This window comes from Methylocystis sp. (assembly GCF_051061285.1).
Classification (GTDB): domain Bacteria; phylum Pseudomonadota; class Alphaproteobacteria; order Rhizobiales; family Beijerinckiaceae; genus Methylocystis.
In genome coordinates, this window is sequence record NZ_JBPFEA010000012.1 from 208,405 (window position 1) to 232,369 (window position 23,965).

Annotated in this window: 27 protein-coding genes; 18 read left to right on the forward strand and 9 right to left on the reverse strand. The window is 60.6% G+C overall.

Annotation, left to right across the window (positions count from 1 at the left end):
* The first annotated feature begins 1 nt into the window (after nucleotide 1).
* From dxs to ACR65T_RS04905, 4 genes are all read left to right on the forward strand, one after another.
* Complete coding sequence (dxs, locus tag ACR65T_RS04890) at nucleotides 2-1,930, forward strand: 1-deoxy-D-xylulose-5-phosphate synthase (protein ID WP_434495423.1); 1,929 nt, start codon at nucleotides 2-4, stop codon at nucleotides 1,928-1,930.
* Between the two features lie 628 nt (nucleotides 1,931-2,558).
* On the forward strand, nucleotides 2,559-2,999 hold the full coding sequence (locus ACR65T_RS04895; protein ID WP_434495424.1) for a GIY-YIG nuclease family protein: 441 nt from the start codon (nucleotides 2,559-2,561) through the stop codon (nucleotides 2,997-2,999).
* Between the two features lie 71 nt (nucleotides 3,000-3,070).
* Nucleotides 3,071-4,564: a histidine--tRNA ligase gene (gene hisS, locus ACR65T_RS04900; RefSeq protein WP_434495425.1), complete on the forward strand. Its 1,494-nt coding sequence runs from the start codon at nucleotides 3,071-3,073 to the stop codon at nucleotides 4,562-4,564.
* Between the two features lie 74 nt (nucleotides 4,565-4,638).
* Complete coding sequence (locus ACR65T_RS04905; protein ID WP_434495426.1) at nucleotides 4,639-5,457, forward strand: universal stress protein; 819 nt, start codon at nucleotides 4,639-4,641, stop codon at nucleotides 5,455-5,457.
* A gap of 133 nt (nucleotides 5,458-5,590) precedes the next feature.
* On the opposite strand, the gene ACR65T_RS04910 is transcribed toward ACR65T_RS04905, so the two are convergent.
* Nucleotides 5,591-6,079 carry an META domain-containing protein gene (locus ACR65T_RS04910; RefSeq protein WP_434495427.1) on the reverse strand — a complete coding sequence of 163 codons (489 nt, stop codon included), beginning with the start codon at nucleotides 6,077-6,079 and terminating at the stop codon, nucleotides 5,591-5,593.
* A gap of 65 nt (nucleotides 6,080-6,144) precedes the next feature.
* Nucleotides 6,145-7,140, reverse strand: a complete 996-nt coding sequence (locus ACR65T_RS04915) for a 2-hydroxyacid dehydrogenase (RefSeq protein WP_434495428.1) — start codon at nucleotides 7,138-7,140, stop codon at nucleotides 6,145-6,147.
* 190 nt (nucleotides 7,141-7,330) lie between these two features.
* Between ACR65T_RS04915 and ACR65T_RS04920 the strand changes: the two genes are divergently transcribed.
* A complete protein-coding gene (locus tag ACR65T_RS04920; RefSeq protein WP_434495429.1) occupies nucleotides 7,331-7,942 on the forward strand; it encodes an SH3 domain-containing protein in 612 nt (203 codons plus the stop codon).
* Here the strand turns inward: ACR65T_RS04920 and ACR65T_RS04925 are convergent, their stop codons facing one another.
* The 3 genes from ACR65T_RS04925 to irrA all read right to left on the reverse strand — a co-directional run bounded on the left by ACR65T_RS04925 (nucleotide 7,943) and on the right by irrA (nucleotide 9,844).
* Complete coding sequence (locus ACR65T_RS04925) at nucleotides 7,943-8,317, reverse strand: response regulator (protein WP_434495430.1); 375 nt, start codon at nucleotides 8,315-8,317, stop codon at nucleotides 7,943-7,945.
* Nucleotides 8,314-9,300 (reverse strand): sensor histidine kinase, encoded by a 987-nt coding sequence (locus tag ACR65T_RS04930; RefSeq protein ID WP_434495431.1) that lies wholly within the window; start codon nucleotides 9,298-9,300, stop codon nucleotides 8,314-8,316. Before ACR65T_RS04930 ends, ACR65T_RS04925 begins: the two co-directional genes overlap by 4 nt.
* Before the next feature lie 97 nt (nucleotides 9,301-9,397).
* On the reverse strand, nucleotides 9,398-9,844 hold the full coding sequence (gene irrA, locus ACR65T_RS04935; RefSeq protein ID WP_014891798.1) for an iron response transcriptional regulator IrrA: 447 nt from the start codon (nucleotides 9,842-9,844) through the stop codon (nucleotides 9,398-9,400).
* A gap of 270 nt (nucleotides 9,845-10,114) precedes the next feature.
* Between irrA and fabA the strand changes: the two genes are divergently transcribed.
* The 4 genes from fabA to ACR65T_RS04955 all read left to right on the forward strand — a co-directional run bounded on the left by fabA (nucleotide 10,115) and on the right by ACR65T_RS04955 (nucleotide 13,280).
* Nucleotides 10,115-10,639 carry a 3-hydroxyacyl-[acyl-carrier-protein] dehydratase FabA gene (gene fabA / locus ACR65T_RS04940; RefSeq protein WP_014891799.1) on the forward strand — a complete coding sequence of 175 codons (525 nt, stop codon included), beginning with the start codon at nucleotides 10,115-10,117 and terminating at the stop codon, nucleotides 10,637-10,639.
* Between the two features lie 45 nt (nucleotides 10,640-10,684).
* Nucleotides 10,685-11,908: a beta-ketoacyl-ACP synthase I gene (fabB, locus tag ACR65T_RS04945; RefSeq protein ID WP_434495432.1), complete on the forward strand. Its 1,224-nt coding sequence runs from the start codon at nucleotides 10,685-10,687 to the stop codon at nucleotides 11,906-11,908.
* Between the two features lie 243 nt (nucleotides 11,909-12,151).
* Nucleotides 12,152-12,961 (forward strand): enoyl-ACP reductase FabI, encoded by an 810-nt coding sequence (gene fabI / locus ACR65T_RS04950; RefSeq protein WP_434495433.1) that lies wholly within the window; start codon nucleotides 12,152-12,154, stop codon nucleotides 12,959-12,961.
* Between the two features lie 4 nt (nucleotides 12,962-12,965).
* Nucleotides 12,966-13,280 (forward strand): c-type cytochrome, encoded by a 315-nt coding sequence (locus ACR65T_RS04955; RefSeq protein WP_434495434.1) that lies wholly within the window; start codon nucleotides 12,966-12,968, stop codon nucleotides 13,278-13,280.
* A gap of 37 nt (nucleotides 13,281-13,317) precedes the next feature.
* Here the strand turns inward: ACR65T_RS04955 and ACR65T_RS04960 are convergent, their stop codons facing one another.
* Nucleotides 13,318-13,554 (reverse strand): four-helix bundle copper-binding protein, encoded by a 237-nt coding sequence (locus tag ACR65T_RS04960; RefSeq protein ID WP_434495435.1) that lies wholly within the window; start codon nucleotides 13,552-13,554, stop codon nucleotides 13,318-13,320.
* Here ACR65T_RS04960 and repC point away from each other — a divergent pair, their 5' ends adjacent.
* The 3 genes from repC to ACR65T_RS04975 all read left to right on the forward strand — a co-directional run bounded on the left by repC (nucleotide 13,555) and on the right by ACR65T_RS04975 (nucleotide 14,959).
* Nucleotides 13,555-13,899 (forward strand): replication initiation protein RepC, encoded by a 345-nt coding sequence (gene repC, locus ACR65T_RS04965; RefSeq protein ID WP_434495436.1) that lies wholly within the window; start codon nucleotides 13,555-13,557, stop codon nucleotides 13,897-13,899.
* A 130-nt stretch (nucleotides 13,900-14,029) separates the two neighbouring features.
* Nucleotides 14,030-14,251: a hypothetical protein gene (locus ACR65T_RS04970; protein ID WP_434495437.1), complete on the forward strand. Its 222-nt coding sequence runs from the start codon at nucleotides 14,030-14,032 to the stop codon at nucleotides 14,249-14,251.
* Between the two features lie 369 nt (nucleotides 14,252-14,620).
* Nucleotides 14,621-14,959 (forward strand): GcrA family cell cycle regulator, encoded by a 339-nt coding sequence (locus ACR65T_RS04975; protein WP_434495438.1) that lies wholly within the window; start codon nucleotides 14,621-14,623, stop codon nucleotides 14,957-14,959.
* 87 nt (nucleotides 14,960-15,046) lie between these two features.
* Here ACR65T_RS04975 and ACR65T_RS04980 read toward each other — a convergent pair whose 3' ends face one another.
* Complete coding sequence (locus ACR65T_RS04980) at nucleotides 15,047-15,265, reverse strand: alkylphosphonate utilization protein (RefSeq protein ID WP_175095061.1); 219 nt, start codon at nucleotides 15,263-15,265, stop codon at nucleotides 15,047-15,049.
* Between the two features lie 499 nt (nucleotides 15,266-15,764).
* On the opposite strand from ACR65T_RS04980, the gene ACR65T_RS04985 reads away from it, so the two are divergent.
* From ACR65T_RS04985 to ACR65T_RS05000, 4 genes are all read left to right on the forward strand, one after another.
* Complete coding sequence (locus tag ACR65T_RS04985; protein ID WP_434495439.1) at nucleotides 15,765-16,451, forward strand: RNA polymerase sigma factor; 687 nt, start codon at nucleotides 15,765-15,767, stop codon at nucleotides 16,449-16,451.
* A gap of 2 nt (nucleotides 16,452-16,453) precedes the next feature.
* Nucleotides 16,454-16,699: a hypothetical protein gene (locus ACR65T_RS04990; RefSeq protein ID WP_434495440.1), complete on the forward strand. Its 246-nt coding sequence runs from the start codon at nucleotides 16,454-16,456 to the stop codon at nucleotides 16,697-16,699.
* 217 nt (nucleotides 16,700-16,916) lie between these two features.
* Entirely contained in the window at nucleotides 16,917-17,282 is a 366-nt protein-coding gene (locus tag ACR65T_RS04995; protein WP_175095950.1) for a group I truncated hemoglobin, read from the forward strand.
* A 4-nt stretch (nucleotides 17,283-17,286) separates the two neighbouring features.
* Nucleotides 17,287-18,234: a 2Fe-2S iron-sulfur cluster-binding protein gene (locus ACR65T_RS05000; RefSeq protein WP_434495441.1), complete on the forward strand. Its 948-nt coding sequence runs from the start codon at nucleotides 17,287-17,289 to the stop codon at nucleotides 18,232-18,234.
* 8 nt (nucleotides 18,235-18,242) lie between these two features.
* On the opposite strand, the gene ACR65T_RS05005 is transcribed toward ACR65T_RS05000, so the two are convergent.
* Complete coding sequence (locus ACR65T_RS05005; RefSeq protein ID WP_434495442.1) at nucleotides 18,243-18,695, reverse strand: OsmC family protein; 453 nt, start codon at nucleotides 18,693-18,695, stop codon at nucleotides 18,243-18,245.
* Nucleotides 18,696-19,185: 490 nt separating this feature from the next.
* On the opposite strand from ACR65T_RS05005, the gene dinB reads away from it, so the two are divergent.
* Complete coding sequence (gene dinB, locus ACR65T_RS05010) at nucleotides 19,186-20,334, forward strand: DNA polymerase IV (protein ID WP_434495443.1); 1,149 nt, start codon at nucleotides 19,186-19,188, stop codon at nucleotides 20,332-20,334.
* Nucleotides 20,335-20,550: 216 nt separating this feature from the next.
* On the opposite strand, the gene ACR65T_RS05015 is transcribed toward dinB, so the two are convergent.
* Complete coding sequence (locus ACR65T_RS05015) at nucleotides 20,551-21,450, reverse strand: AAA family ATPase (RefSeq protein WP_434495444.1); 900 nt, start codon at nucleotides 21,448-21,450, stop codon at nucleotides 20,551-20,553.
* Nucleotides 21,451-22,599: 1,149 nt separating this feature from the next.
* Between ACR65T_RS05015 and ACR65T_RS05020 the strand changes: the two genes are divergently transcribed.
* A complete protein-coding gene (locus ACR65T_RS05020) occupies nucleotides 22,600-23,847 on the forward strand; it encodes a sugar transferase (RefSeq protein ID WP_434495445.1) in 1,248 nt (415 codons plus the stop codon).
* Nucleotides 23,848-23,965: the final 118 nt, after the last annotated feature.

The window sequence follows — 23,965 nt, forward strand, 5'->3', positions numbered from 1 at the left end:
ATTGACGACATCCAAAACCCCCCTTCTCGATCGCATCGCCTCCCCCGAAGATCTGCGCAAGCTCCGTCCCAACGAGCTCAAGCAGGTCGCGGAGGATTTGCGGCGCGAGACGATCGACGCCGTGTCCGTGACCGGCGGCCATCTTGGCGCGGGCCTGGGCGTCGTCGAGCTGACGGTCGCCCTGCATTATGTTTTCGACACGCCGCGGGACAAGGTGATCTGGGACGTCGGCCACCAGACCTATCCCCACAAGATCCTAACCGGTAGGCGCGACCGCATCCGCACGCTGCGCATGGGCGGCGGCCTGTCCGGCTTCACCAAGCGCGCCGAAAGCGAATATGACGCCTTCGGCGCCGGCCATTCGTCGACCTCCATTTCGGCCGGCCTCGGCATGGCCGTCGCGCGCGATCTCGCCGATGGCGACAATCACGTCGTGGCGGTGATCGGCGACAGCTCGATGTCGGCCGGCATGGCCTATGAGGCGCTGAACAACGCCGGGGCGCTGCACTCTCGCCTGATCGTCATTCTGAATGACAATGACATGTCGATCGCCCCGCCCACGGGCGCCATGTCCGCCTATCTCGCCCGCCTGGTTTCGGGCGGCGCCTACCGCTCGATCCGCGAGGCCGCCAAACAGCTCGCCAGCCATTTGCCGCGTTTCATCTACGACAAAGCCCGCAAGGCCGAGGAGTTCTCGCGCAGCTTCATCACCGGCGGCACGATGTTCGAGGAGCTCGGCTTCTATTATGTCGGGCCGATCGACGGCCACAACCTCGACCATTTGCTGCCCGTGCTCAAGAACGTCCGCGACAAGGACGACGGGCCTGTCCTGGTTCACGTCGTCACGCAGAAGGGCAAGGGATTTGGGCCGGCGGAGGAATCGGCCGACAAATGCCACGCCGTCAATAAATTCGACGTCGCGACCGGCATCCAGATCAAGCCTAAGGCCAATGCGCCGACCTATACGAATATTTTCGCCAAGGCGCTGGTCGCCGAAGCCGAACATGACGACAAGATCGTCGCCATCACGGCGGCGATGCCATCGGGCACCGGCCTCGATATTTTCGGCAAGGCGTTCCCGCATCGCACCTTCGACGTGGCCATCGCCGAGCAGCACGCCGTCACTTTCGCGGCCGGCCTCGCCTGCGAGGGCTATAAGCCCTTCTGCGCGCTCTACTCGACCTTCCTGCAGCGCGGCTACGATCAGGTCGTTCACGACGTGGCGATCCAGAACCTGCCGGTGCGCTTCGCCATCGACCGCGCCGGCCTCGTCGGCGCCGACGGTCCGACGCATGCCGGCGCTTTCGATCTCGCCTATCTCGGCTGCCTGCCGGGTTTCGTTCTCATGGCGCCCTCCGACGAGGGCGAGTTGATGCATATGGTGGCGACGGCGGCGGCCTATGATGACGGCCCGAGCGCCTTCCGCTATCCGCGCGGCGAGGGGCTCGGCGTCGACCTGCCGGAACGTGGCGACATTCTCGAGATCGGCAAGGGCCGTATCCTGCGCGAGGGTTCGAAGGTCGCGATCCTCTCGCTCGGCACGCGGCTCGCGGACTCGCTGAAGGCGGCGGCGGAGCTGGAAAATTACGGCGTCTCGACCACCGTCGCGGACGCCCGCTTCGCCAAGCCCATCGACCGTGACCTGCTGCGCCGGCTCGCCGCCAACCACGAGGCGCTTATCGTCGTCGAAGAGGGATCCATCGGCGGTTTTGGCTCCCAGGTCTTTCAGGCGCTCTCCGAAGATGGGATGCTGGACGGCGTGCGCGGCGCGTTCAAATTCCGCAGCATGACTCTGCCAGACGCCTATATCGACCATGACAAGCATGAGTTGATGATCGCCAAGGCGATGCTCGACAGCAAGGCGATCGTCGGCAAGGCGCTGGAGCTGTTGGGCGACGAAAAGGCCGCGGCGCGAGTGATGATCGCCTAAGTCTAAATCGGCTTGATTGCCGGTGTGCCGGCGACTACCGGCCGTGACATCACGGGATAACCGCCCTGGGACGTTGCGCCAACTAGGCGGCATGCACGGCGGCGCGAGTTTCCGCCGCATTCTGTTGCTGTATTTGCAACGAAAAAGATTTTTTGTGGCTAGTGGAACGTGATCATAGTAAACGGTTGCCAATCAAGATTCTATGAACAAGAAGTGTCGCTCCCCCGAAGCCAGGGCGCTTGACAGCCGTTTCAGCGTTTTTTCCAAATTGTCGGAGTACGTGCGGCGAACGGCAAAAGAACCCCAAAAACAGATAGTACCCGAGTTATAGAGCTGATTCGAAATAGGCGGTTCCCGAGAGAACAAACTAAGAGCGCAGGCTCAATGTTGACTTAGCTTGCGCGAACGCCAGAATTAAAAAGCTCCCCAAAAGAAATGCCTTCAAACAGTTTTTTGCTGATTGCAGGCTTCCATGATCGATTCAGAAACTCTGTTGCGATTCGCGGCGATAATCGTCGCCGCTACCGCAGTTGTGCGTGCGGCTGTGAAACTCATAAACGAGCTCGGGCGCTTGTATCTTGGGATCGCGAACCTCCTGAGGGTGCGGCATCGTCGGACGGACTGAGCCATGATCCGCTTCATAGCAGCCGGGATAAAAGCCCCAGCGACGCCTGGGGCCTATGCGCTGGCCTTGCGTCTGGGCGCGCCACTCGACGTTCGTATCGGGAAAAACTCGGCGACCCTTCCCGCCGGCGATTATCTTTATTGCGGCTCGGCGCGCGGCTCCGGCGGATTGCGGGCGCGATTGGCGCGACACATGCGGCCGCATAAGCGGGCGCACTGGCATATCGACCAGCTCACCGCAGCTGCGAGCCTGCTCGGCGCCTTTGTCGAGGAACAGGGCGACGAATGCGCCCTCAACGCCGCGCTCACCGATCTGCCAATCCCCATCGCCGGCTTCGGCAGTTCGGATTGCCGCCGCTGCGCGGCGCATTTGCGGTTCTGGCCGGAAGGCGCGGCCCTTCCTTCCCGGTGGGAAAATGCTAGGAAGGCGGCACGTTTTACCTAAGAGCGAGTCGCAGAGAGCGGCCGAACTCTCGCTAGAGGCGCGGGCCACCGATCCCGCGGCCAATCAGGCTTATGTCCAAAGAAGAAACCAAAACCAAAGTTGAAGCGCGAACGCCGCGCGGGCTCGCTGACCGCGAGGCCGGCGAACTCGTCGCCACCGCCCGGATGCTCGACGTCATCCGCGAGGTCTACGAGCTTTACGGATTCGAGGCGCTCGAGACGCCGGCGATCGAATACACGGACGCGCTCGGCAAGTTCCTGCCCGACCAGGATCGGCCCAATGAGGGCGTCTTCTCCTTTCAGGACGACGACGAGCAGTGGCTGTCGCTGCGCTACGACCTGACCGCGCCGCTGGCGCGTTTCGTCGCGCAGAACTTCGACCGGCTGCCAAAGCCCTATCGGTCCTATCGCGTTGGCCACGTCTACCGGAACGAGAAGCCGGGGCCGGGGCGGTTTCGGCAGTTCATGCAGTTCGACGCCGATACGGTCGGCTCCGCCTCGCCGGTCGCCGACGCCGAGATCTGCATGATGGCGGCGGACGCTATGGAGCGGCTGGGGATCGCGCGCGGCGACTACGTCATCAAAATCAACAGCCGCAAGGTGCTCGACGGCGTGATGCAGTCGATCGGCCTTGCCGGCGAGGAGAACGCGGGCCGCCGCCTCGTCGTGCTGCGCGCCATCGATAAGCTCGACCGGCTGGGCCCCGACGGCGTTCGGCAGTTGCTGGGCGAGGGCCGCAAGGACGAAAGCGGGGATTTCACCAAGGGCGCGGGGCTCCCTCTGCCGGTGATCGACACGATCCTGTCCTTCAGCCTCGGGGGACAATATCGGGACGGCGCGCCGGCCTTCGATCTCTTCGGCCTGCTCGGCAAGAGCGAGGTCGGCGCCCAGGGCGCGGAGGAGCTGCTGGAAATCGAGGATCTTGCGCGCGACGCGGGCTTTGGGCCGGATCGCATCCGCGTCGATCCTTCCGTCGTGCGCGGCCTCGAATATTACACCGGCCCCGTTTTCGAGGCTGATCTGACCTTCGAGACCCGCGACGAGAAGGGAAATCCCGTGCGCTTCGGCTCCGTCGGGGGCGGGGGCCGTTACGACGGGCTCGTCGGGCGTTTCAGATCGGAAAATACGCCGGCGACCGGCTTCTCGATCGGCGTCTCGAGGCTCTTCGCGGCCCTAAAGCTCATCGGCAGCCCGATCGTCTCGGCGCGTCCGCATGTCGGCCCCGTGGTGGTGCTGGTCCTCGATCGCGAGAGGCTCGCCGACTATCAGCGAATGGCCGCGCAGCTCCGCAACGCCGGGATCGCCGCCGAAATCTATCTGGGCGGCGCGGGCATGAAGGCGCAGATGAAATACGCCGACCGGCGCAACAGCCCGCTTGCGATCATCCAGGGCTCCGACGAAAAAGCGCGCGGCGAGGTGACCATCAAGGATCTCGTCGCCGGCGCGAAGGCCGCCGCCAATATCGCCACCAACGAGCAATGGAAGGCGCTTCGTCCCGCCCAATTCGCGGTGCCGGAAGCCGAATTGGTCGAAGAGGTCCAAAAGGCGCTGAAGGAACAAATTTAACCTGCGGCGAAGCAGATCATTGCCACGCGCGCCGGCGCGTATAATTTTGCGAGGGGATAGAGGAGCAAACGCAGATGAATGGCGACACGCCCAAATCAATCGTTCATCCCACCGATCTCTCCTTCGCGAGCCAGGACGCCTTCGCGCATGCGCTGCGGATCGCCGTGGCCTGCAAGAGCATGTTGCACATTCTGCATATCGAAGCGCCCGAGACCGAGGAGGACGATTGGGATCGCTTTCCGCAGGTGCGCGAAATGCTGGCGCGCTGGAAGATGATCTCGCCGACCGCGACGCGCGCCGAGGCGGCCGAACAGCTCGGCGTCAAAATCGTCAAGGCGTCGGTCGAATCGGAATCGCCCGTCGCCGGCGTCACCGCCTATGTCGAGCGGCATCTGTGCGATCTTCTTGTGATGATGACCCGGCCGCGCACCGCTCTGGAGCGTCTGCTCGCCAGCTCGGTCGCCGAGGAAACGGCGCGCGAGACGCATGTGCCGGCGCTGTTCCTGCGCGAGGACCAGAAAGGTTTCGTCGACCGGGAGACGGGCGCCGTCTCGCTCAATACGGTGCTGATGCCGGTCGAGGCGACGGTCTCGCCGCTCGACGCCTTCCGCCACGTCACCGCAGTCGCGCATTGCCTCAACCCGGCCGCCGACGTCATGATGCTGCATGTCGGCGAAGATCTGCCGCTTTTTGAAGGGCTGCTGCCGCATATCGAGTTGCGCCGCGGCCCCGTCGTCGAAACCATTCTCGCCTATGCGCAGGAGATCAAGGCCGACATGATCGCCATGCCGACGCGTGGCCGAAAGGGCCTGCTGGAGGCGCTGCGCGGCTCGACGACGCAGCGTGTGCTGCACGAGGCGCCCTGTCCGCTGCTCGCGTCGCCGGTGAAATAATCGTCGGCGCATCGTCGCTCATTCCCGACAGGCCGAAGGCCTGTCGGGACGCCAGCGTCGCGGTCCAAATCTTGAGAGCCGATTCGGGAAATCTCACTCAACGCGCGAACGTTGGGCCGCCGTCGCGCCAGTTTTAGAGCGAGCGCTGGAAATGCAGCACGCCGCCCTGCGCGCCCTTCAGGAAGAGGTCGTCGCCCTTCGTGTCCCAATAGGGGCCCGAGAGCAGGACCGCCCAATAGTCGCGCTCGAAGGCGGCGAGCGGGCCTTCACATTTGCGTTCGTTGACCGCCGGCATGGTGCGCGGTCCGAGCCGGTTGGGGCCGATGATGAAGATGCCCGACCAGTTCTTGCAGCCCGAAAAACCGTTGGCGCGGCCGGTTGAGTCGATCGAGATCCACATCTCCACCGGCGGCGCTTTGCCGTTGATCTCCTTGAGCACGAAGTTCTGGTTGTGCGGGAACGGCTGATAGCGCGGAATGCCGCCCGTCTCCTTGTTTTCGTCTTCCGGCTGCTTCTGCTCCGCGCCCTGAGGCGGTTTTGCGCGGCTCTTGGCGTCGGCTGGCGCGGCGGCGAGCGCAATAGCGCAGAGCGAGGCGGCTAAGGCGAGCAAAATCCTGTTCATCGCGTCAATCATCCTCCCCATAAGGCAACCCGCGCCAGTCGGTCCCGGGCCCGCGGCGCAGCGCCTTATAGCATGCTCGGCAGGACGCGGTCAGGCGGCCGGTGGCCGTCCATGAAGGTTTTGATGTTGATGATCACTTTCTCGCCCATATCGATGCGGCTTTCGATGGTCGCCGAGCCCATATGCGGGAGCAGTGTGACTTTCCCGGCCTTGGCGAGTTTCAATAATTTGGGCGAGACGGCGGGTTCATGCTCGAAGACGTCGAGGCCGGCGCCGGCCATCTCATCCGCTTCAAGCATGCGCACCAATGCGTTCTCGTCGACGATTTCGCCGCGCGCTGTATTGATCAGAATGGCGTGGGAACGCAGATGCGCCAGTCTGCGGGCGGAGAGAAGATGATAGGTCGCCGGCGTATGCGGACAGTGGATCGACACGACGTCGACTCGCGCCAGCATCTGATCGAGCGACTCCCAATAGGTCGCCTCCAACTGCTCTTCGAGATCGGCCGAGACCCGCCGACGATTATGGTAATGAATTGAAAGTCCGAAACTTTTCGCCCGCCGCGCCAAGGCTTGGCCGATCCGGCCCATGCCGACGATGCCGAGCCTCTTGCCGGTGATCCGGTGGCCGAGCATCCAGGTCGGCGACCAGCCCGCCCAAGCGCCGTCGGGAATGGCGCTCGCGCCTTCGACGAGACGACGCGCCACCGAAAGGATCAGCGCCATCGTCATGTCGGCCGTGTCTTCGGTCAGAACGCCGGGCGTGTTGGTGACGGTGATGGAGCGATCGAGCGCCGAGGCGACGTCGATATTGTCGACGCCATTGCCAAAATTGGCGATCAGCTTCATTTGCTCGCCGGCCTGGGCGATCAGATGGGAATCGATACGGTCGGTGATGGTCGGCACCAGCACGTCGGCCGTGCGCATGGCCTCGACGAGTTCGTCATGCGTGAGCGGCTTGTCGCTTTCATTGAGGCGCGTGTCGAACAGCTCGCACATGCGGGTTTCGATGACCTCGGGCAGCCGGCGCGACACGACAACGAGCGGCTTCTTTTTCGGCATATCCCTGGTCGTGCCTCCGCGTTCATGTTGTGTTGCAGCAGCGTTTCTGCGATTGCGCTATGATCGTCGCCGCGTCGCCGCGGCGGATGAAAAGACGCCGGCGAGTTTCGCCGGCTTCAACCGGGTCTTAACGACGGTCAGCGACAAAACCAATACGCCTCCTCGGCGGACGCATTCGACTTCCTAGCAGATGACGGGCCAAAGACAAGCGAGCGATCAGTCCACCATGTCGCGAATAAATACAGAATCTGCGCCAATTTCGGCAGCCTTCTCAAACGCTCAGGAATTTTTCCAAAAGCGTCGCCGCGCGGTTTTCGCCGCGCTCCTATGCGCGCTTTTTTGCGCAGCGCACGCCGACGCTCAGGAGCCGCAGAAGGGCCCGGTGAGCGGCCTGCCCTTGCCCCGCTACGTCAGCCTCAAATCGGATCGGGTCAATGTTCGCGAGGGGCCGAGCAAGGAACATCCGACTCTGTGGATCTTCGAACGCGCTGCGCTCCCCGTCGAGATCACCGCCGAATTCGAAACCTGGCGCAAGATCCGCGATTCCGAAGGCGCCGAAGGCTGGGTGCTGCACTCGCTGCTCTCTGGACGGCGCACCGCCTTAGTTGCGCCGTGGAAAAAGGAGCCGCAACTACTCGTCGCCGCCGATCATTCGACGCCCGCGGCCAAGCTCGGCCCCGGCGTCATCGGCAATTTGCGCAGCTGCGACGGCAAATGGTGCCGCATCGCCGGCAAGGGCTTTGACGGCTATATGGAGCAGGAAAATCTCTGGGGCGTCTATCCGGGCGAGAAATTTGAATAGTCAGCCGGATGGACCGCCCGGCAGGCGGCTCTTGAGTTTCTCCAACGCCGTCGAAACGGCGTCCCGACTGAAGGGCTTGGCGACGACCGGCGCATCGGCATGCGCCTCGAGCACGCCCTGTTCGCCGTAACCGGTCACGAAGGCGAAGGGCTTATGCCGGCGCTCCAGAACGCCGGGAAGAACATGAGCCTTCTGGCCATTGAGGTTGACGTCGAGAAAGGCGATATCGAAATCTTCGCTCGTCGCCTTTTGCAGCGCCTCCTGCACATTGCCCGCGGTGGCGACGACTCGCGCGCCAAGCTCCTCGAGAAACATTTCGAGCGCCATGGCGATCACGGCCTCGTCTTCGACGATCAGGACGCGAGGCGCGTTCATTTGAGCACTTCCACGCCAAGAGGAATGTCCATCTCGCAGCAAAATCCTTCGGAGGGGAATTCGACCGCGATTCGCGCGCCCGCTTCGGACGCCAGCGTTTTCTCGATCAGGCGCATGCCAAATCCTTTGACCGATGGGGGCGAGATCGGCTGTCCGCCATATTCGCGCCAGACGAGATGGAGCTTAGGCGTGCGTCCTTTGGCGTCAATGCTCCACTCGACGGCGACTCGTCCGCTCGGCGCCGAGAGCGATCCGTGTCTGACGGCGTTCGTGCACAATTCATGCAGCGTCATCGCCAGGGCCGCCGCGATGCGCGGGCAGACGTCGACAGGCGGTCCTAAAACGTCGAAATTCTCCTGGCCCGCCGGGGCGATCGCAGTACGCACGAGTTCGTCGACCTGCGCCTTCGTCCAGTTTTCGCGGGTCAGCACGTCATGCACGGCGGCGAGCGCCAGCAGACGATTCTCAAAGAGCTCCACCGAATTCTGCTTCAACTCGCGCAACGAATGCAAAGCGATCGAGTGAACCGTCGCAAGCGTATTCTTGACGCGATGGTTGAGCTCGTGGATCAGAAGCTGCAGGCGTTCGCGGTCGCGTTCCTGTTCGGTGACGTCGGTGTTCGTGCCGAACCAGCCGACGACGGCGCCGTTCTCGCGCAGCGGTTCGATGCGCGTCAGAAATGGCCGGTAGAGCCCGTCGGCGCCTCTGAGCGGAAAGATCATTTGGAAAAATTCGCCGTACTGGATCGCATGCGTCCAGCGCTCCAGCATGTTGGGCAGCACATCCGGATGATGTACCGATTGCCAACCCCATCCCGCCATCTCCTCGGGAGTCGTGCCGGTATATTCGTACCACCGGTCATTGTACCAAAACACCCAACCATCCGGTCGCGCCATCCAGGCGAGATTCGGTATGGAATTGGCGAGCGCCTTGAACTGCGCGTAGGTAATCTCGGATTCGTGTTGGGTCGCCCGCTGCGACATTGCTCTCGCCCCGCCCTGGTTTTCGAAGAAGTCTCGACGGCCCGGCGGCGACGTCGAGCCGCTTCGAAATGTGTCGTCTCCAGAATATAGGGCGGGCTTAGGCGCGGCGAAGACGCACCACGACATCTACGCGTGCGACGCGCAAACCGTCGGGCGGCTGGGGAAGATCGGAGACCGAGACATTCGCGCCGGCGATGTCGTAAAGCTCTCCATCGTCTTCGAGAAGAAAATGGTGGTGGTCGGCGGTATTGGTGTCGAAATACACCCGGGCGCCGTCGACGGCGATCTCCCGCAGCAGGCCTGCCTGGGTGAACTGGTGGAGCGCGTTGTACACAGTCGCGAGGGACACGGAGAGATTGGCGGCGAGCGCCTCTTCATAGAGCCGCTCCGCCGTCACATGACGATCGCCGCTCTGCCCAAACAGCAACTCGCCGAGCGACAGCCGCTGACGGGTCGGCCGCAGCCCGGCGTCGGCCAGCAACTCTGCGACGCGCTTGCGCGGCGCACAGTCTGGCGGAACGGTCGAATTCGGCTCGGCGTCCATTGCAGCGGCTCGCGGTTTTCCACTCTCGCGGTTTTCTACTTGGCATCATAGGGGGAATGGCGGGAAATTCAACGCCGCCCGGCTGTTGCGAACCCGCTTGCGACGGCGCTTCCGGCCCGGGCGAGGCTATGTTACGGATCGCTTCGCCCGGGAGCGGCCAAGAGCTGCTAAGAGCGGCGGCGCCGCCGGCGCTAATAAAGATAAGGGCGCGCCTTTCAGGGGCGCTTGGGAGGACGGGCCTATAGGCTCTAACGCGAGGAACAAAGGACGATGGGCGAAAGGCGCTCCTCATTCGGCTACGAGGATTTACTGGCATGCGGCGAGGAGAAGCTGTTCGGCCCGGGCAATGCCCAGCTGCCGCTGCCGCCAATGCTGATGTTCGACCGGATCACCGAGATCTTCGAAGACGGCGGCGAGCACGGCAAAGGCTACATGCGCGCCGAACTCGACATCAAGCCGAGCCTTTGGTTCTTCGACTGCCATTTCAAGGGCAATCCCGTAATGCCGGGCTGCCTTGGCCTCGACGCGCTGTGGCAGATGGTCGGCTTCTATCTCGCCTGGCTCGACAATCCGGGACGCGGCATGGCGCTGGGCGTCGGCGAGGTGAAATTTTCCGGCCAGGTTCGCCCGACCGTCAAAAAGGTGACCTACGGCATCGACTTTAAGCGCGTCTTCAAGGGCAAGCTTGTGCTCGGCATCGCCGACGGCTGGGTCGCGGCGGACGGAGAGCGCATCTATGAGGCGAAGGATCTGAAGGTTGGGCTCGCCAAGGCCGAGGCGCCGGCAGCCGCCTGAAGCGCACACCAAGGCGCGGGAAAGCGCCGCCAAGGAGTTGGACCAATGAGACGAGTCGTCGTCACCGGCATGGGGATTGTGTCGTCGATCGGCAACACCACCCAGGAAGTGATCGCTTCGCTGCGCGAGGCGAAGTCTGGCATCGCCCGCGCGGAGAAATACGCCGAACTCGGCTTCCGTTCGCAGGTGTACGGAATGCCGTCGCTCGACCCCTCGACGCTCGTCGACCGCCGCGCCATGCGCTTCCATGCGACAGGCACGGCGTGGAACCACGTCGCCATGGATCAGGCGATCGCCGACGCCGGCCTGACCGAAGCGGAAATCTCCAACGCGCGCACCGGAATCATCATGGGGTCCGGCGGCCCCTCGACCCACACGCTTGTCGAGTCCGCCGACATCACCCGCACCAAGGGACCCAAGCGCGTCGGTCCCTTCGCCGTGCCCAAATGCATGTCGTCGACCGCCTCGGCGACGCTTGCGGTCTGGTTCAAGATCAAGGGCGTCAACTATTCGATCTCGTCGGCCTGCGCTACTTCCAATCACTGCATCGGCAACGCCTACGAACTGATTCAGTATGGCAAGCAGGACATGATGTTCGCGGGCGGCTGCGAGGAGCTGGAGTGGGAGCTGTCGGTCCTCTTCGACGCGATGGGCGCCATGTCCTCCTCCTATAATGATCGTCCGGCGACGGCCTCGCGCGCCTACGACAAGAATCGCGACGGATTCGTCATCGCCGGCGGCGCCGGCGTGCTGGTGCTCGAAGAACTCGAACACGCCAAGGCGCGCGGCGCGAAGATCTACGCCGAAGTCGCCGGCTATGGGGCGACCTCCGACGGCCATGACATGGTGGCGCCCTCGGGCGAGGGCGCGGTGCGCTGCATGCAGCAGGCGCTCGCGACGGTGAAATGCCCGATCGACTACATCAACCCTCACGCCACGGCGACCCCGGTCGGCGACGCCAAGGAGATCGAGGCGCTGCGCGAAGTGTTCGGCGTCGGCGACAAATGCCCGCCGATCGCCGCGACCAAATCCTTGACCGGCCATTCGCTCGGCGCGACGGGCGTGCAGGAGGCGATCTATTCCCTGTTGATGATGCAGAACGGCTTCATCTGCGAAAGCGCCAATATCGAAGAGCTCGATCCGGATTTCGCCGACATGCCCATCATGCGGGCGCGCCGCGACAATGTGAAGCTTGGCGCGGTGCTGTCCAACTCATTCGGCTTCGGCGGCACCAATGCGACATTGGTGTTCAAGCATCCAGACGCCTGACGCCGATCCCTCGCGCTACGTCATGGCCGGGCTTGTCCCGGCCATGGACGTCGAGACAATCCAGCCGGCGTTTAGGAGAAGTCGATTCTTCCAGTCGATGGATTTGCGGACGACGTCAGCGTCGCTCGTGGATAGAGGTATCGCCGACACGCGGACCCTAGCGTCGGTTCTTCTTTGCTTGTCTGCTTCTCCGATAGGGCTTAGGCCCAACCTTTCCATCTCTCCTACGACGACAATCGCCATATGACAGTTTCAACCGGTCTCCTGCAGGGTAAGCGCGGCCTCATCATGGGCGTCGCCAATGATCATTCAATCGCCTATGGCATCGCGCGCGTTCTTGCGCGCCACGGCGCGACGCTCGCATTCACCTATCAGGGCGAGGCGCTCGGCAAGCGCGTCAAGCCGCTCGCGCAGGAACTCGGGTCGAACCTTGTGCTGCCCTGCGACGCCGAGGATATTTCAACGGTGGATCAGGTGTTCGCGCGTCTCGAACACGACTGGGGCGATATGGATTTTCTCGTCCACTCCATCGCCTATTCCGACAAAAGCGAATTGAAGGGACTCTACGCCGACACCTCGCGCGAGAATTTCATTCGCACGCTTGTCATTTCCTGTTTTTCCTTCACCGAAGCCGCGCGCCGCGCCGCCGCGCTGATGAAGAACGGCGGATCGCTGCTGACGGTCAGCTTCGGCGGCGGCACGCATGTCATGCCGAATTACAACGTCATGGGCGTTGCGAAGGCGGCGCTCGATTCATCGGTGCGCTATCTTGCCGCCGATTTTGGCGATCGCGGCATTCGCGTCAATGCGCTGTCGCCCGGCCCGGTGCGCACCATGGCGGGCGCCGGCATCACGGGCGCGCGGGCGATGGGCGCGTTTCAAAAAAAGCATTGTCCATTGCGTCGGATGATCACGCTTGATGAAATCGGCGGCTCGGCGCTTTATTTGTTATCGGAGCTTTCGGGCGGCGTGACGGGCGAAGTCCATCTTGTCGACGCCGGCTACAACATCATGTTGCAACCACGTCCCGAGGATCTCAACGGCGAGGAGTAAGGCAATGAGGATAGCGCTGTCTTTAGGCTTGGTCTTCATTGCGGCGCCGGCGATGGCCGCGAGCGCGGATCCGACGACCGGCGCGCGTATCGCCAAAGCCGAATGCGCCTCATGCCATGCCGTTGGATCCGACGCAGAGGCCAAGAGCCCGGATCCCAAGGCACCGCGATTTATCGATGTGGCGAAGATGCCTTCGGCGACTGAACTGTCGCTCAAAGTTTTTCTGCGCTCTTCGCACAAGAACATGCCCAACATCATTCTCGCCCGCGAAGAGATCGACTCGCTGGCGAGCTATATTTTGGGGCTTGGCGGCAAATAGCCGCCAAGCCGATTGAAAGCTGTTCCGCGCGGTAAATTTATGCGGCCATCTTGCGTCCGGACATCCTGCGGCATTCCTCGGCGCAGCGACGGCATTCGTCGGCGCATTCCTTCATGTCTGGAATCGGATCGCACTCCTTGGCGCAGGTTTCGCAAGCCTCGGCGCAGAGCGCGCACATCTGTTTCGCCAGCGGCGAATTCATCAGCATCATTTGCGTGCTGTTGCGGCACATATCGGCGCAGGCGATCATCGCCCGGAAATGTTTGGGCTTCACATGCTCGCCGCCTTTCTCAAGGCAATGGGTCATCGCCATGCCGAAGCACATCTGATAACAGTTCAGGCAGGCGTCGATGCAGGCCTGCATTTCCTTCGGGATCATGTGCATGATGGATCGTTCCTCTTAAAGGCTTTCCGCCTCGCCGCCCCGCAGGCAGCTAGTTCACCCGCCTCGCAGGTCAAGATTTATGACGAAGGCGCAAGACCGATAGTCGAGCTTCGGCCATTGGCTTCGATCGTCGTTGCGGCAATCGTGCAGAGGCGCGAAGAAATCAAATCCGCTGGCGGCTATTTGCGGGTTCTGACCACCGCGGGCAGGGAGTTTTCGCTGGACCTGCGTTGATGGCGCTGCTGCGCGGCAAGGCCCAAAGGCCGCGCGTGAACGGTGGCAAGCGGGATGATCAATCTTGCCGGAGGATTTCCTTGCCGTGAAATTGGCGATTATCGTTGGGGATCGAAGGAGCGCGGACGCCATGACCGATACGACGACCCAACTCGCCATCCTTTCCGATGCGCTGGTCAAAATCATCGAGCTTGGCCCAATGGCCGCGGAAGGGAAGGCGTCGCCCGCCGATCTTTTGACCCGGTCGGGCGACATCGCCGCGCAGGCGCTGACCGCCGCCGCCACCTATGGCCAGTTGCCGCCGTTCTCTGAGTCCGTCGACGGGCAACAGGATACGCATCCTCAGAGCTAAATTTGCCGACGGCGAGGGCTGAGCAATGGTGGCGGGTGGCGCGCCTCGAGGGCCGAGAAAAATTGAGATGCCGCCATTCTCCTACTAGCCACTAGATTGCGATGATGCTCATACCGTGGCGCAAAAGCGCCCAGCGACGCGCTATAATAGCGTTGACGCGGCGGACAACGATCTTTGCGCGCTCGCTCAACGGAAATTGGACAACCAGGGGCGGGCGTGTGATGGTCGCCGCCTGCACGCCGGCACGTCACCCTCTCCGCCACTCCCGATAGGGGGCAGCGCACTATTCATGAGCTTTTGCCGGCCGCGCCGCACTCGCGCGCCGCATCGATATTATTCTCTAACCAACGAAAGGGCTGCGAAACCGAAATGACCAAGCTGAAGAAGGAGACTATCCAGCCCGGGCCTGCCAATTCGATCGAAAAGCAAGACTCCCACCGCCAACACATTTGCAATCAAAGGCAAAGCGGGAATTTGAGGCCATTGCTCGCATCGGGTCCTATTCAGTTCATGCAGATTCGAAATGGAAGGTGCCGCTGGCCGATCGGCGATCCGCACCATTTCGACTCGTTCCGGTTTTGTGGCTGCGCGTGCGCACCAGAGGCCGTTTATTGCGACACGCACAAGAATATGGCTTTTGCTCCGAACCGGGCGAGGACGTTCATCCCAGGAAGGGCCGTTCCACTGCCGGCGACCAAGGTTTCTTGATGAAGAACCGGACTTCTTGCTAGGTCGCTTGGTGCGCAGGTCGAGAATTTCGATGGGTTCGCTCGTCCTGCGCCCATTCGATGGCGGCTAGGCTTTCCGAACGAACTCCGTCCGCAGCACGAGCCCTTTTACTTTCTCAGCGCGGCAATCGATCTCGGCCGGATCATCCGTGAGCCGGATATTTTTGATCAAGGCGCCGCGTTTCAGGACGACGGACGAGCCCTTAACCTTCAAGTCTTTTATCAAGGTCACGGAATCGCCGTCCTTGAGTTCTGCGCCATTGCTGTCTTTCACAACTACCGTCATCAGGCACTCCGAGCATTCCATAGCTGATCATGCGCATCGTTATATTCGCCGAGTAGCCCGTTTGCATATCCCAGGCGATCATTCGCTCATTCAAAGGCCAATCGGCCATCCGCCTCGGGGCTTCGTCCGGTCTTGCCGACGCCTTATTCCGCTTCTTCGTCTGGATCAAGACGTCCAGAACTTCTCCTTCTGCCAAGATGGCGCGCGATGCCTTCGCCACGCTTGCGGATGTAGAGCGATGATGAGCCGGCATCGGAGCCGATTCCTGAGACGTGCGCGAACTGCTCAACTTGGGCTCGGCGTGCTGGACCGCGTCAACCGTTGTGCGCTTTAGTCTCGCACCGATCCAAATCTCTTCCGACCGGAGAGGGCCCTCCAAACATCGGAGGCCCGATGGATAGCGTCGCTTCGACGCAGATGCTAACCTTTGCGTGCAAGCCGTTTTCCCGTCTGTCACCCGTACCGCGAAATGAGACAACGATCAAACTCCGAGTGGTTATTGGCCCTACGGGCAGGCGATCAGAATCAGGCCATTGCGCTGGCTGAGCTGCGTGAGCTCATGCTCGGTGCGATCATCAAGTTTCTCTCGCAAAATGAAACGCCCGGAGGTTCCTCGCTCGGCCACGATTTGCATCAAACGGCGGAGGACTGCGCCCAGGAGGCCATTATCCTCATCCAGTCGAAACTCGAACAATTTCGTGGCGAGAGCAAATTTACGACGTGGGCCTATTCGATCGCTGTTCGCGTCACTCTTGGGGAGCTTCGCCGACGGCGCTGGCGGAAGGCGGTCGTGAATCGTGCGCGTCTTGGCGAGGATATGCCGGTCTGGCCGACTGATGCTCCAGAACCCGAGCGTAGTCTGGAACGGCGAGAAGCGTGGGCCTTGCTGGTCCGCCTTATCGAGAACTCTTTGACGCCACTTCAGCGAAAAGCGCTTGTTGCTCACGCTTTTCAGGGCATGCCGCTTGATCTTGTCGCCGAGTGGCTCGGCGGCAATCGCAATAGCGTATACAAGCTTATTCATGATGCACGAAAACGCCTCAAGGCCGCGCTACTTTCCGAAGGCGTTACGCATCAGGATATCATAGCTACGTTCGACTCATCCCGGCGCAAAACATATCTCAGCGATGATGGTAAGATTTTCCCGTCTCAGAGCGTCTCAAATACGGTTGAGTCCGGAAGTTAGGAATGAAACAAAAGGAATTTGCCCGCCTGCTCGATACGATCTTCGCCGCCAAGAGCGGGGACGAGATGTCGTGTACGGATTATTTCGATAGTCTGCCGCGCTACGCCGAGTTGGAAGCCTCCGGCTTGGACGCCGGCGCCACTCTCCCCGAGGTTCGTCACCACATGCATCAATGTCCCGAATGCGAAGAGGTGTATCTCGGATTGCTGGCGCTTGTGCGCGCCGAAAAGGCGGCGGATCGCGGGTGAGTGGACGCGATCGTTCCGGGGGTTAACGATCGAGTCAGCGGCGACAGAACGAATTTCGTCACGCTTTTCTTATGTGATTTGAATTTCCAGCGGGACGCATCTCTCCGAGCAAAAAAATCTCGCCGGTCGAGGTAAGATTCTCCACGCCGCCGCGTCTAAGTGACGTCCGAGCCGAAAAAGTTGGCTCGCTAAGTCGGCAACTGGGAGAACGCAAGGCATGTCAAATCTCTACGAGCGCCTCGGGGGCGAGAACGCCGTTAATGCGGCAGTTGAGCTTTTTTATCGCAAGGTCCTCGCGGACGGTCGCATCGCGCAGTTTTTTGATGGCGTCGACATGGATCAGCAAATCGCCAAACAGAAATCATTCCTGACCATGGCGTTTGGGGGGCCAAATAATTACACGGGAGCCGACATGCGCAATGCGCATAAGCGTCTCGTCGCGAAGGGCCTCAATGATTCCCATGTCGACGCGGTGATCGAAAATCTGAACTACACGCTTCGTGACCTCGGCGTGCCGGAAAAAGAGGTTAAGGAAGTCGCGGCGATCGCAAATTCCGTTCGTGATGACGTCTTGAACCGTTGATCCGATGCTGAAGTTCGAGGATCGTTCGGTCGAACTCAGGCCAGGTGAAACTGTGCTTGAAGCGCTGGAGCGCGCCGGCATCGACGCGCCTTCGTCGTGCCGGTCCGGCAATTGTCAGACGTGTCTGCATCGCGCGGTGGAAGGCGTTCCGCCGCCAGACTCTCAAGTTGGATTGACACAGGGTCAGAAGGCGCTCGGCTTTTTTCTGCCCTGTGTCTGTTTGCCGACGTCGCCGCTGACGATTACGCGACCGGACGACGTCGGAGCGCGTCGGGATGCCGTCATTCGAGCGATTGAGCCGCTCGCGCCGGATGTGATCCGACTGCGTGTCGATGCAGATGATTTTGCGTATCGGCCAGGTCAGTTCCTCGAACTTGTCGCGGATGGCGATTTAAGACGTCATTACTCGCTCGCGAGTCATCCCGAGGACGATCCATTTCTCGAGATGCATATCCGACTGCATGAAAATGGCCGAATGAGCCGACGGCTTGGAGAATTCAAGCCGGGCGACCGCTTGCATGTCGCGGGTCCGTCCGGAACATGCTTTTACGAAGGCGTTCACGAGGAGCAGCGCTTGCTGCTGATCGGCGCCGGGACGGGTCTCGCGCCACTCTATGGCGTGTTGCGAGACGCTCTGAAGCGGGGCCATCTCGGTCCAATCCGTCTTTACCATGGCGCACGCAGCCGTGATGGTCTCTATCTTGATGAAGAGCTGAAAGCGCTGAGCCGGACGCGGGCGCATGTCGACTACCGACCATGCCTGCTTGATCCAAATGCTCCGGCTGGAGGAGACGTTGCGGCGACAGCCCTGCACGCCGAGCAAGACGTCAAGGACAGCGCAATTTTTCTGTGTGGCGGCGAAAATCTGGTGAAACGGTTGAAGCGTGATTTCTTCATGCGCGGAGCCAGCATGAAAAACATCCGATCGGATGCGTTCACGCCGTCGGGCTAACGATCCTGTCATTCAACTGGTATGACCTTGACTTCTGTCGTCACGGAGTTGGCGATGAAGCATTCTCGGTGCGCCTTATCGTGTAGCCATTCGAGATCTGCCTGCGTCGGCTGCTTGTCGCCACTGCAAATAATTCTCGGGCGCAATTCGACGTGCGTGATGGCGAGCTTGCCGCTGGCGTTCTTTTCAAGGCGCCCGGCGGCGTTGTCCTGATAGCTGTCGACAACGAAGCCCTTGTTCGACGCCAGCGCCAGAAAGGTCAGCATGTGGCAGCTCGACAGCGCCGCGACAAAAGCCGCCTCGGGATCGACACGCTGTGGATTGCCCAGATAGGCGGGCGCGGCGGAAGCTGGCGTCTCGACGCCGCTATCGAACCGCCAGATATGGTCGCGGCTGTAATTCTTGTAGCCGAAATCGGCGCCATTGCGCGCCCATTTGATCGTGGCTTTGTGTTCGGACATTGTGACCTCCGTCGTCTTACGCATGTTTTCCTTCAACGCAACCTGGATGCCCGTTGAGCGCGGAGGCTACGCCTGACTGCTTATATGGTTCAGCCTTGAGATGAGAAACATTCCCAATGGCTCATTAGATTGGACAGCTCTTGCAGAGCGCTCGAAACTCCAGAAGCGATCCGCTGCGTGTGGGTTGGATCTTGCAGAACGCGATCTATCCAGCCCCTGATGGATTCAAATTACGAACCGCCAAAGCCGCGCGTCGTTGCTGCGTTGCGCGAGACGTCTTTGCTTTTCTAGTCACTGTGCCGAACAATGTAGTTGGTTCGATTCACCCAAGGGCGTGGCCCCTATCTTGACGACGCGCGAGGAAATCGATCTCTGGATGAATGCCTCTCGACGACGCGGTCAAGCCTAGCGACTGCTTGCCGCTAACGCTCTCCGGATTGTTGCGAGGGGCGAGACGAAGTGCGGAGGGAGGCCTCGCGGCCTGACGATCATGCTGGCGCCGAACGAAATTTTAGACTCGGAGAAGAGCAGCGTCGAAAGGCGAGATCGCGAGATCGCCTTCGAACCTCCTCGGCAACCCAAGATCATCCACGTCGATATGGACGCCTTCTACGCCTCCGTCGAGCAGCGCGACAATCCCGAGCTGCGCGGCAAGCCGGTCGCCGTCGGCGGATCGGGGGAGCGCGGCGTCGTCGCGGCGGCAAGCTACGAAGCGCGAAAGTTCGGCGTGCGCTCCGCCATGCCGTCGGTTACCGCCAAGCGGAACTGCCCCGAGCTTATTTTTGTGAAGCCGCGCTTCGACGTATACAAGGATGTGTCGCGGCAAATTCGTTCAATTTTCGCCGAATACACGCCGATCATCGAGCCGCTGTCGCTGGACGAGGCCTATCTCGATGTGACCGAGAACCTAAAGAGGATCGCCTCCGCGACACAGATCGCCGAGGACATACGGGCAAGAATTCACACTGAGACCGGCCTTACCGCTTCGGCGGGCGTTTCCTATAACAAATTCCTGGCCAAGCTCGCCTCCGATTACAGGAAGCCCGACGGCCTCTTCGTCATCACGCCGAAGATGGGGCCGGCCTTCGTCGAGGCCCTTCAGGTCGGGAAATTCCATGGCGTCGGGCCGGCGACGACGACGAAGATGAACCGGCTTGGGATCGAAACCGGTCTCGACCTCAGAGCGCAGACGCTTGCTTTCCTTCAATGCCATTTCGGGAAATCGGGGCTTTATTACTATTGGATTTCGCGGGGCGTCGACGAGAGGCCGGTCCGCCCTGACCGCGTGCGCAAGTCGATGGGCGCCGAAAACACCTTTGTCGAGGATCTCTTCAGCTTCGCAGCGGCGCGCGCCGCGCTCCAGCCGATCATCGAAAAAGTCTGGCGCTACTGCGAGAGCGCGGGAATACGTGGGCGCACCGTCACATTGAAGGTGAAATATGCCGATTTCCGCCAGATCACGCGGAGCCGCACGGGCGCCGCGTCGATTGCAACACAAGCGGAACTTGCTCGGCTCGTCTTCGCTCTGCTCGGACCCCTGTTCCCGGCGACAAAGGGAATCCGCCTGTTGGGCGTAACGCTATCGTCTCTCAGTGAAGAGCAATCGGGGCTCGACGTTCAATTCAGCCTGAGCATTTAGCGCAAGCCAAATCGCAAAAGCGAAGCGCGGCGCGGCCTATAGGCTTTGAAACAAGTATCACTCCGACCGGAGCCGACGGGGTTCAAGCCGCCCACGTCGGGGCAAGCCGTCGACGCCCTGCGACAGATTCGCGCCTTGCTTCTGGCCTTCGCCCAAAAATGAGTGCGCAAATTTTTCAATGCCACTGGTTACGGGCCGATTTAAAATGAACCTGTTCTAATCACGACGTTTGTTCAAGGCCTGTTTTGAGCTGATTGCGCTCATTAAAAGGATATGTTCGTCCACTTGCCCCGTAGCCTCGGCCACGTCTGCTACGGTTATTACACTCCTTTTGTGAGACAAAGCCAAAAGAGCAGCATGCTTGCCGATAACCTGGCAGGAGTAAGGAAGCCCGCAACTTAATTCCATGGCGAGCGACAGAGCATCATCCATTATCTCGAGTCCGCACTGCCTCCAGCGACCCACTAGGAATTCCTGTACTTTCACCGGATGAAGCCTGTCCAAGGGCATTATCTGCAAATGTCTTTGAACAGATAAGTGCACTCTCTTGAAGAGTGTTGCAGCTCCCGGCGAGCCCGCCAATATGAGCTTAGTGTCCACAGTATTATCGGAGAGTACCTTCATCAAATTGGCGAACTGTGCCAAGTCTGTTAGATTTAATATTTCATCAAAGTCATCGAATACAATCAATAGAGGCGTTTTCACGCGGGCTAATTCGAATTCCACGTCAAGACACGAAATATCCACGTTATCAAATTGCGTCGACTCCATTCCCTGGAGTGCTAGGATTCTTCTTAAAACTTTACTCCAGATTGCCTTAAAACTTGAGTTTTCACAGTTCGTGCGAACGCATGTGATGTGAGGGGCTGCTCTGCTCGCGCAGTCTAAAAAGCAGCTGACCATCGACGTTTTGCCGGTTCCCCGTCCGCCGACGATGAATGCATGCCTTCCTGGACTCGCAACGACACTGAGCAATTCTCGCAGGCTGGCTTCGCGGCCAACTAGTTCTGCTAAGGAAGAAACAGGCGTTCCAGGGGTAAATGTCTTTTCTACAGTATGTATACTAGCGCGGATATCGTCTTGGGTTGGACCTGCTACTGCGTTTCCGGTTGGCACAGGCGTGACCTTAGCGGTATCGCGCGGCCCATAGGAGAGGCTTCGCAGCCGTCCGCATCCGCAGCGCAAGGAATGGCAATGGCCAAGCTACAGCTATTTCGCCTGCGCAGCAATGGTTCTCCCCATGACTGCTAACGTTGCTGGCGTAGGCAGCGGAGCTATGACGCGGACCCGGCTCCTTGAAATGGAGCAGGGCTTGGATTGCCCCGCAATTACAGGTCGGGCCCCGCCCACAGCGATTGTTTCGCGAGCGGCTTGGTCATGTTCTCGGGCATAGCGCCTGCCTCTGGATCGCAGCGGAACCTTTAGGCCTGTTGCGCGTTTCCGGTGAGGCACAAGTTGCGTGTCGTACAGGCGCGCCGATTGGCGCGGGAGCCGCTCGCAAGAGGCCGACAAGGAAAGAAGAACATGGCGCTCGCAGAAAGGTTCCTCCTCACATCAAGGCCCGCCTTTCCACGAGGCAGGACGCCGGACGTCGGCCGGCTGGCTTTCGCGGCGACAGCGCTTGCGGCTGTAGCAGCCATCGTTCTCCGGATTTTTGCACTTGGCCATCCGGTCACAGCGCTGTGGTTGGCGGCCGCTTTTTGTTCGTGGGCATTTATTTTTGGGGCCGCCAGAGCTTCGGAGACGCCGGGTCGCTCACGTAGAAGCGGACCGTGAGTTCGCCTGGCGTTAGAGATCTCGTCGGTCGTTGCGACTCAACGCCGCGCAATCGTACGGCCTCTGATCACGATTAACAGGGCGTCAGTCGCCCGAAGTCTATGAGACCTACGCCGCGCCCCGGCGGATTGCGCGCACGTAAGAGAGCGCCCCCGCCGGGCTGGGAATGTGACGCTCGTGACGCGTCTGACTTATTAACTATGTGTGACGCCGCCGCGTTCGTCCAACAGCGCCCGTGCTTGGACTTATGGACAGCGCCGCTGATCTCTGCGCCGCCAACCTCTCCCTCCAAGGGCTTGCTGCTGGGGCGGTGATGCAAAGGCGCCACTAAAGGCGCCACTTTGAACATCAAAGCGCATTAGAAATTCGCTTACCGGTAACCAATCGGGATCATAAATGGATCAGGCGGTTCGATCGGCGTGCAACGTTTTGCCGCAATTGAGGCATATAAAGTAGCGATAAAGTTGCATATTTGACGGAAAGCTTATCATGCGCATGCACGTTCCCACGTCTAAGGCAGGCTTTTCGAAACTGGCGCCGCTGGATGTTTTCTGGGCGATTACAGCCCCAATCATCGCTTTGGCGCTGCGCGATCCGAACTTTCTCGACGCTCGCGATTTAACGGAAGGCATTCCTGCGAGCTATCTATATGTGCTTGTCACAATCATCTGTGCGATCCCCGCCTTCTTAGTGTTCCGGATCAGCGATGGAATGAACCATCTGTTTTCCGTTCACGACGCTTTCGCCGTTTGTGGCGCTGTCGCAGCGACGGTCGCTTCCAGCAGCCTTTTCCTGTTCGTTTTAACTCGCCTCGATGGCGTGCCGCGCTCTACGCCGCTCATTTGCGGACTGGTCCTGGGCGCTGGCTTGATTGTCGATCGGGCGATCGCGAGAGTTTATCATCAGAAGCTCAATGCGCACAAAGCAAAGCGCTGCGCCATTGCAACGCCGCAAGACTTACGCCGCATCGTCCTGATTGGAGCCGATCGCTTTTCGGCGTTGACGATAAAGTTGCTGGAGCATCAGCGTCCGCGGACGACGCAGGTCGTCGCCGCACTTGATCCGCGGGACGCGTTAATCGGGCGAGCTATCGCTGGGGTAAAGATCGTTGGACTGGTCGAAGATTTCGAAGCCATCGTGGACGAATATGCCGTACACGGCATTGAGATCGATGAGGTCTGGCTCTCGGATGACGTTACGAGTTTATCCGATGACACTATAGAGAGGGTGAGCGAGCAATGTGGGGAGCGAGGGCTTAAGTTTACGCGAATCTCCGAGGCGTTGAATTTGGCGCCTTCGATCGTTCGCGCTTCCGGCGACTGGCGTAGCGATGCCGATGATGCGATGAGACTTGGGGGTTATTTCAAGTTGAAGCGTGTTATCGAACTCGTAGGAGCAGGCGCACTGCTCCTGGCGCTTATGCCGCTGACGCTAATTGCCGCATATTTAGTGCTTGTCGATGTCGGAGCGCCAATCATTTTTTGGCAACAGCGAATTGGCCAAAATGGGCGTAGGTTTCTCCTCTATAAGTTCCGCACGTACCATGCGCCTTACGATCGGCGAGGCAGAAAGATTCCGGAAGACCAGCGTCTCTCCAGAATTGGCCGCGCAATCCGCGCTGCGCGACTGGATGAAATTCCTCAATTGTTGAACGTGCTGATTGGCGATATGTCGCTCATTGGCCCACGTCCGCTCCTCCCTCACGACCAGCCGAGCTGGTCGGCCCCCATGGGGTGATCCGGTTCGAATGTTAGTTTAAGAGTGGCATTTGGACCAGCGGCAACGCGCCCGGCGCAGCTGGCTGGGGTTGCGCAGCTGGGCGCTCGGGGAACAGAACCGCCGGGGCTGGCGGCCG

Excerpts from the sequence above, each read along its gene's own strand:
- ACR65T_RS05000 (WP_434495441.1), top strand. The coding sequence starts at position 17,287 with ATGCTGAAGTTCGAGGATCGTTCGGTCGAACTCAGGCCAGGTGAAACT.
- ACR65T_RS04905 (WP_434495426.1), top strand. The coding sequence starts at position 4,639 with ATGAATGGCGACACGCCCAAATCAATCGTTCATCCCACCGATCTCTCC.
- ACR65T_RS04975 (WP_434495438.1), top strand. The coding sequence starts at position 14,621 with ATGACCAAGCTGAAGAAGGAGACTATCCAGCCCGGGCCTGCCAATTCG.
- fabI (WP_434495433.1), top strand. The coding sequence starts at position 12,152 with ATGACAGTTTCAACCGGTCTCCTGCAGGGTAAGCGCGGCCTCATCATG.
- fabB (WP_434495432.1), top strand. The coding sequence starts at position 10,685 with ATGAGACGAGTCGTCGTCACCGGCATGGGGATTGTGTCGTCGATCGGC.
- irrA (WP_014891798.1), bottom strand. The coding sequence starts at position 9,844 with ATGGACGCCGAGCCGAATTCGACCGTTCCGCCAGACTGTGCGCCGCGC.
- ACR65T_RS04980 (WP_175095061.1), bottom strand. The coding sequence starts at position 15,265 with ATGACGGTAGTTGTGAAAGACAGCAATGGCGCAGAACTCAAGGACGGC.
- ACR65T_RS04930 (WP_434495431.1), bottom strand. The coding sequence starts at position 9,300 with ATGTCGCAGCGGGCGACCCAACACGAATCCGAGATTACCTACGCGCAG.
- ACR65T_RS04895 (WP_434495424.1), top strand. The coding sequence starts at position 2,559 with ATGATCCGCTTCATAGCAGCCGGGATAAAAGCCCCAGCGACGCCTGGG.
- ACR65T_RS04995 (WP_175095950.1), top strand. The coding sequence starts at position 16,917 with ATGTCAAATCTCTACGAGCGCCTCGGGGGCGAGAACGCCGTTAATGCG.
- ACR65T_RS04990 (WP_434495440.1), top strand. The coding sequence starts at position 16,454 with ATGAAACAAAAGGAATTTGCCCGCCTGCTCGATACGATCTTCGCCGCC.
- ACR65T_RS04955 (WP_434495434.1), top strand. The coding sequence starts at position 12,966 with ATGAGGATAGCGCTGTCTTTAGGCTTGGTCTTCATTGCGGCGCCGGCG.
- ACR65T_RS05005 (WP_434495442.1), bottom strand. The coding sequence starts at position 18,695 with ATGTCCGAACACAAAGCCACGATCAAATGGGCGCGCAATGGCGCCGAT.
- ACR65T_RS04920 (WP_434495429.1), top strand. The coding sequence starts at position 7,331 with ATGACGGGCCAAAGACAAGCGAGCGATCAGTCCACCATGTCGCGAATA.
- repC (WP_434495436.1), top strand. The coding sequence starts at position 13,555 with ATGCTCGCCGCCTTTCTCAAGGCAATGGGTCATCGCCATGCCGAAGCA.
- ACR65T_RS05020 (WP_434495445.1), top strand. The coding sequence starts at position 22,600 with ATGCGCATGCACGTTCCCACGTCTAAGGCAGGCTTTTCGAAACTGGCG.
- ACR65T_RS04970 (WP_434495437.1), top strand. The coding sequence starts at position 14,030 with ATGACCGATACGACGACCCAACTCGCCATCCTTTCCGATGCGCTGGTC.
- fabA (WP_014891799.1), top strand. The coding sequence starts at position 10,115 with ATGGGCGAAAGGCGCTCCTCATTCGGCTACGAGGATTTACTGGCATGC.
- ACR65T_RS04925 (WP_434495430.1), bottom strand. The coding sequence starts at position 8,317 with ATGAACGCGCCTCGCGTCCTGATCGTCGAAGACGAGGCCGTGATCGCC.
- ACR65T_RS04915 (WP_434495428.1), bottom strand. The coding sequence starts at position 7,140 with ATGCCGAAAAAGAAGCCGCTCGTTGTCGTGTCGCGCCGGCTGCCCGAG.
- ACR65T_RS04910 (WP_434495427.1), bottom strand. The coding sequence starts at position 6,079 with ATGAACAGGATTTTGCTCGCCTTAGCCGCCTCGCTCTGCGCTATTGCG.
- hisS (WP_434495425.1), top strand. The coding sequence starts at position 3,071 with ATGTCCAAAGAAGAAACCAAAACCAAAGTTGAAGCGCGAACGCCGCGC.
- dinB (WP_434495443.1), top strand. The coding sequence starts at position 19,186 with ATGCTGGCGCCGAACGAAATTTTAGACTCGGAGAAGAGCAGCGTCGAA.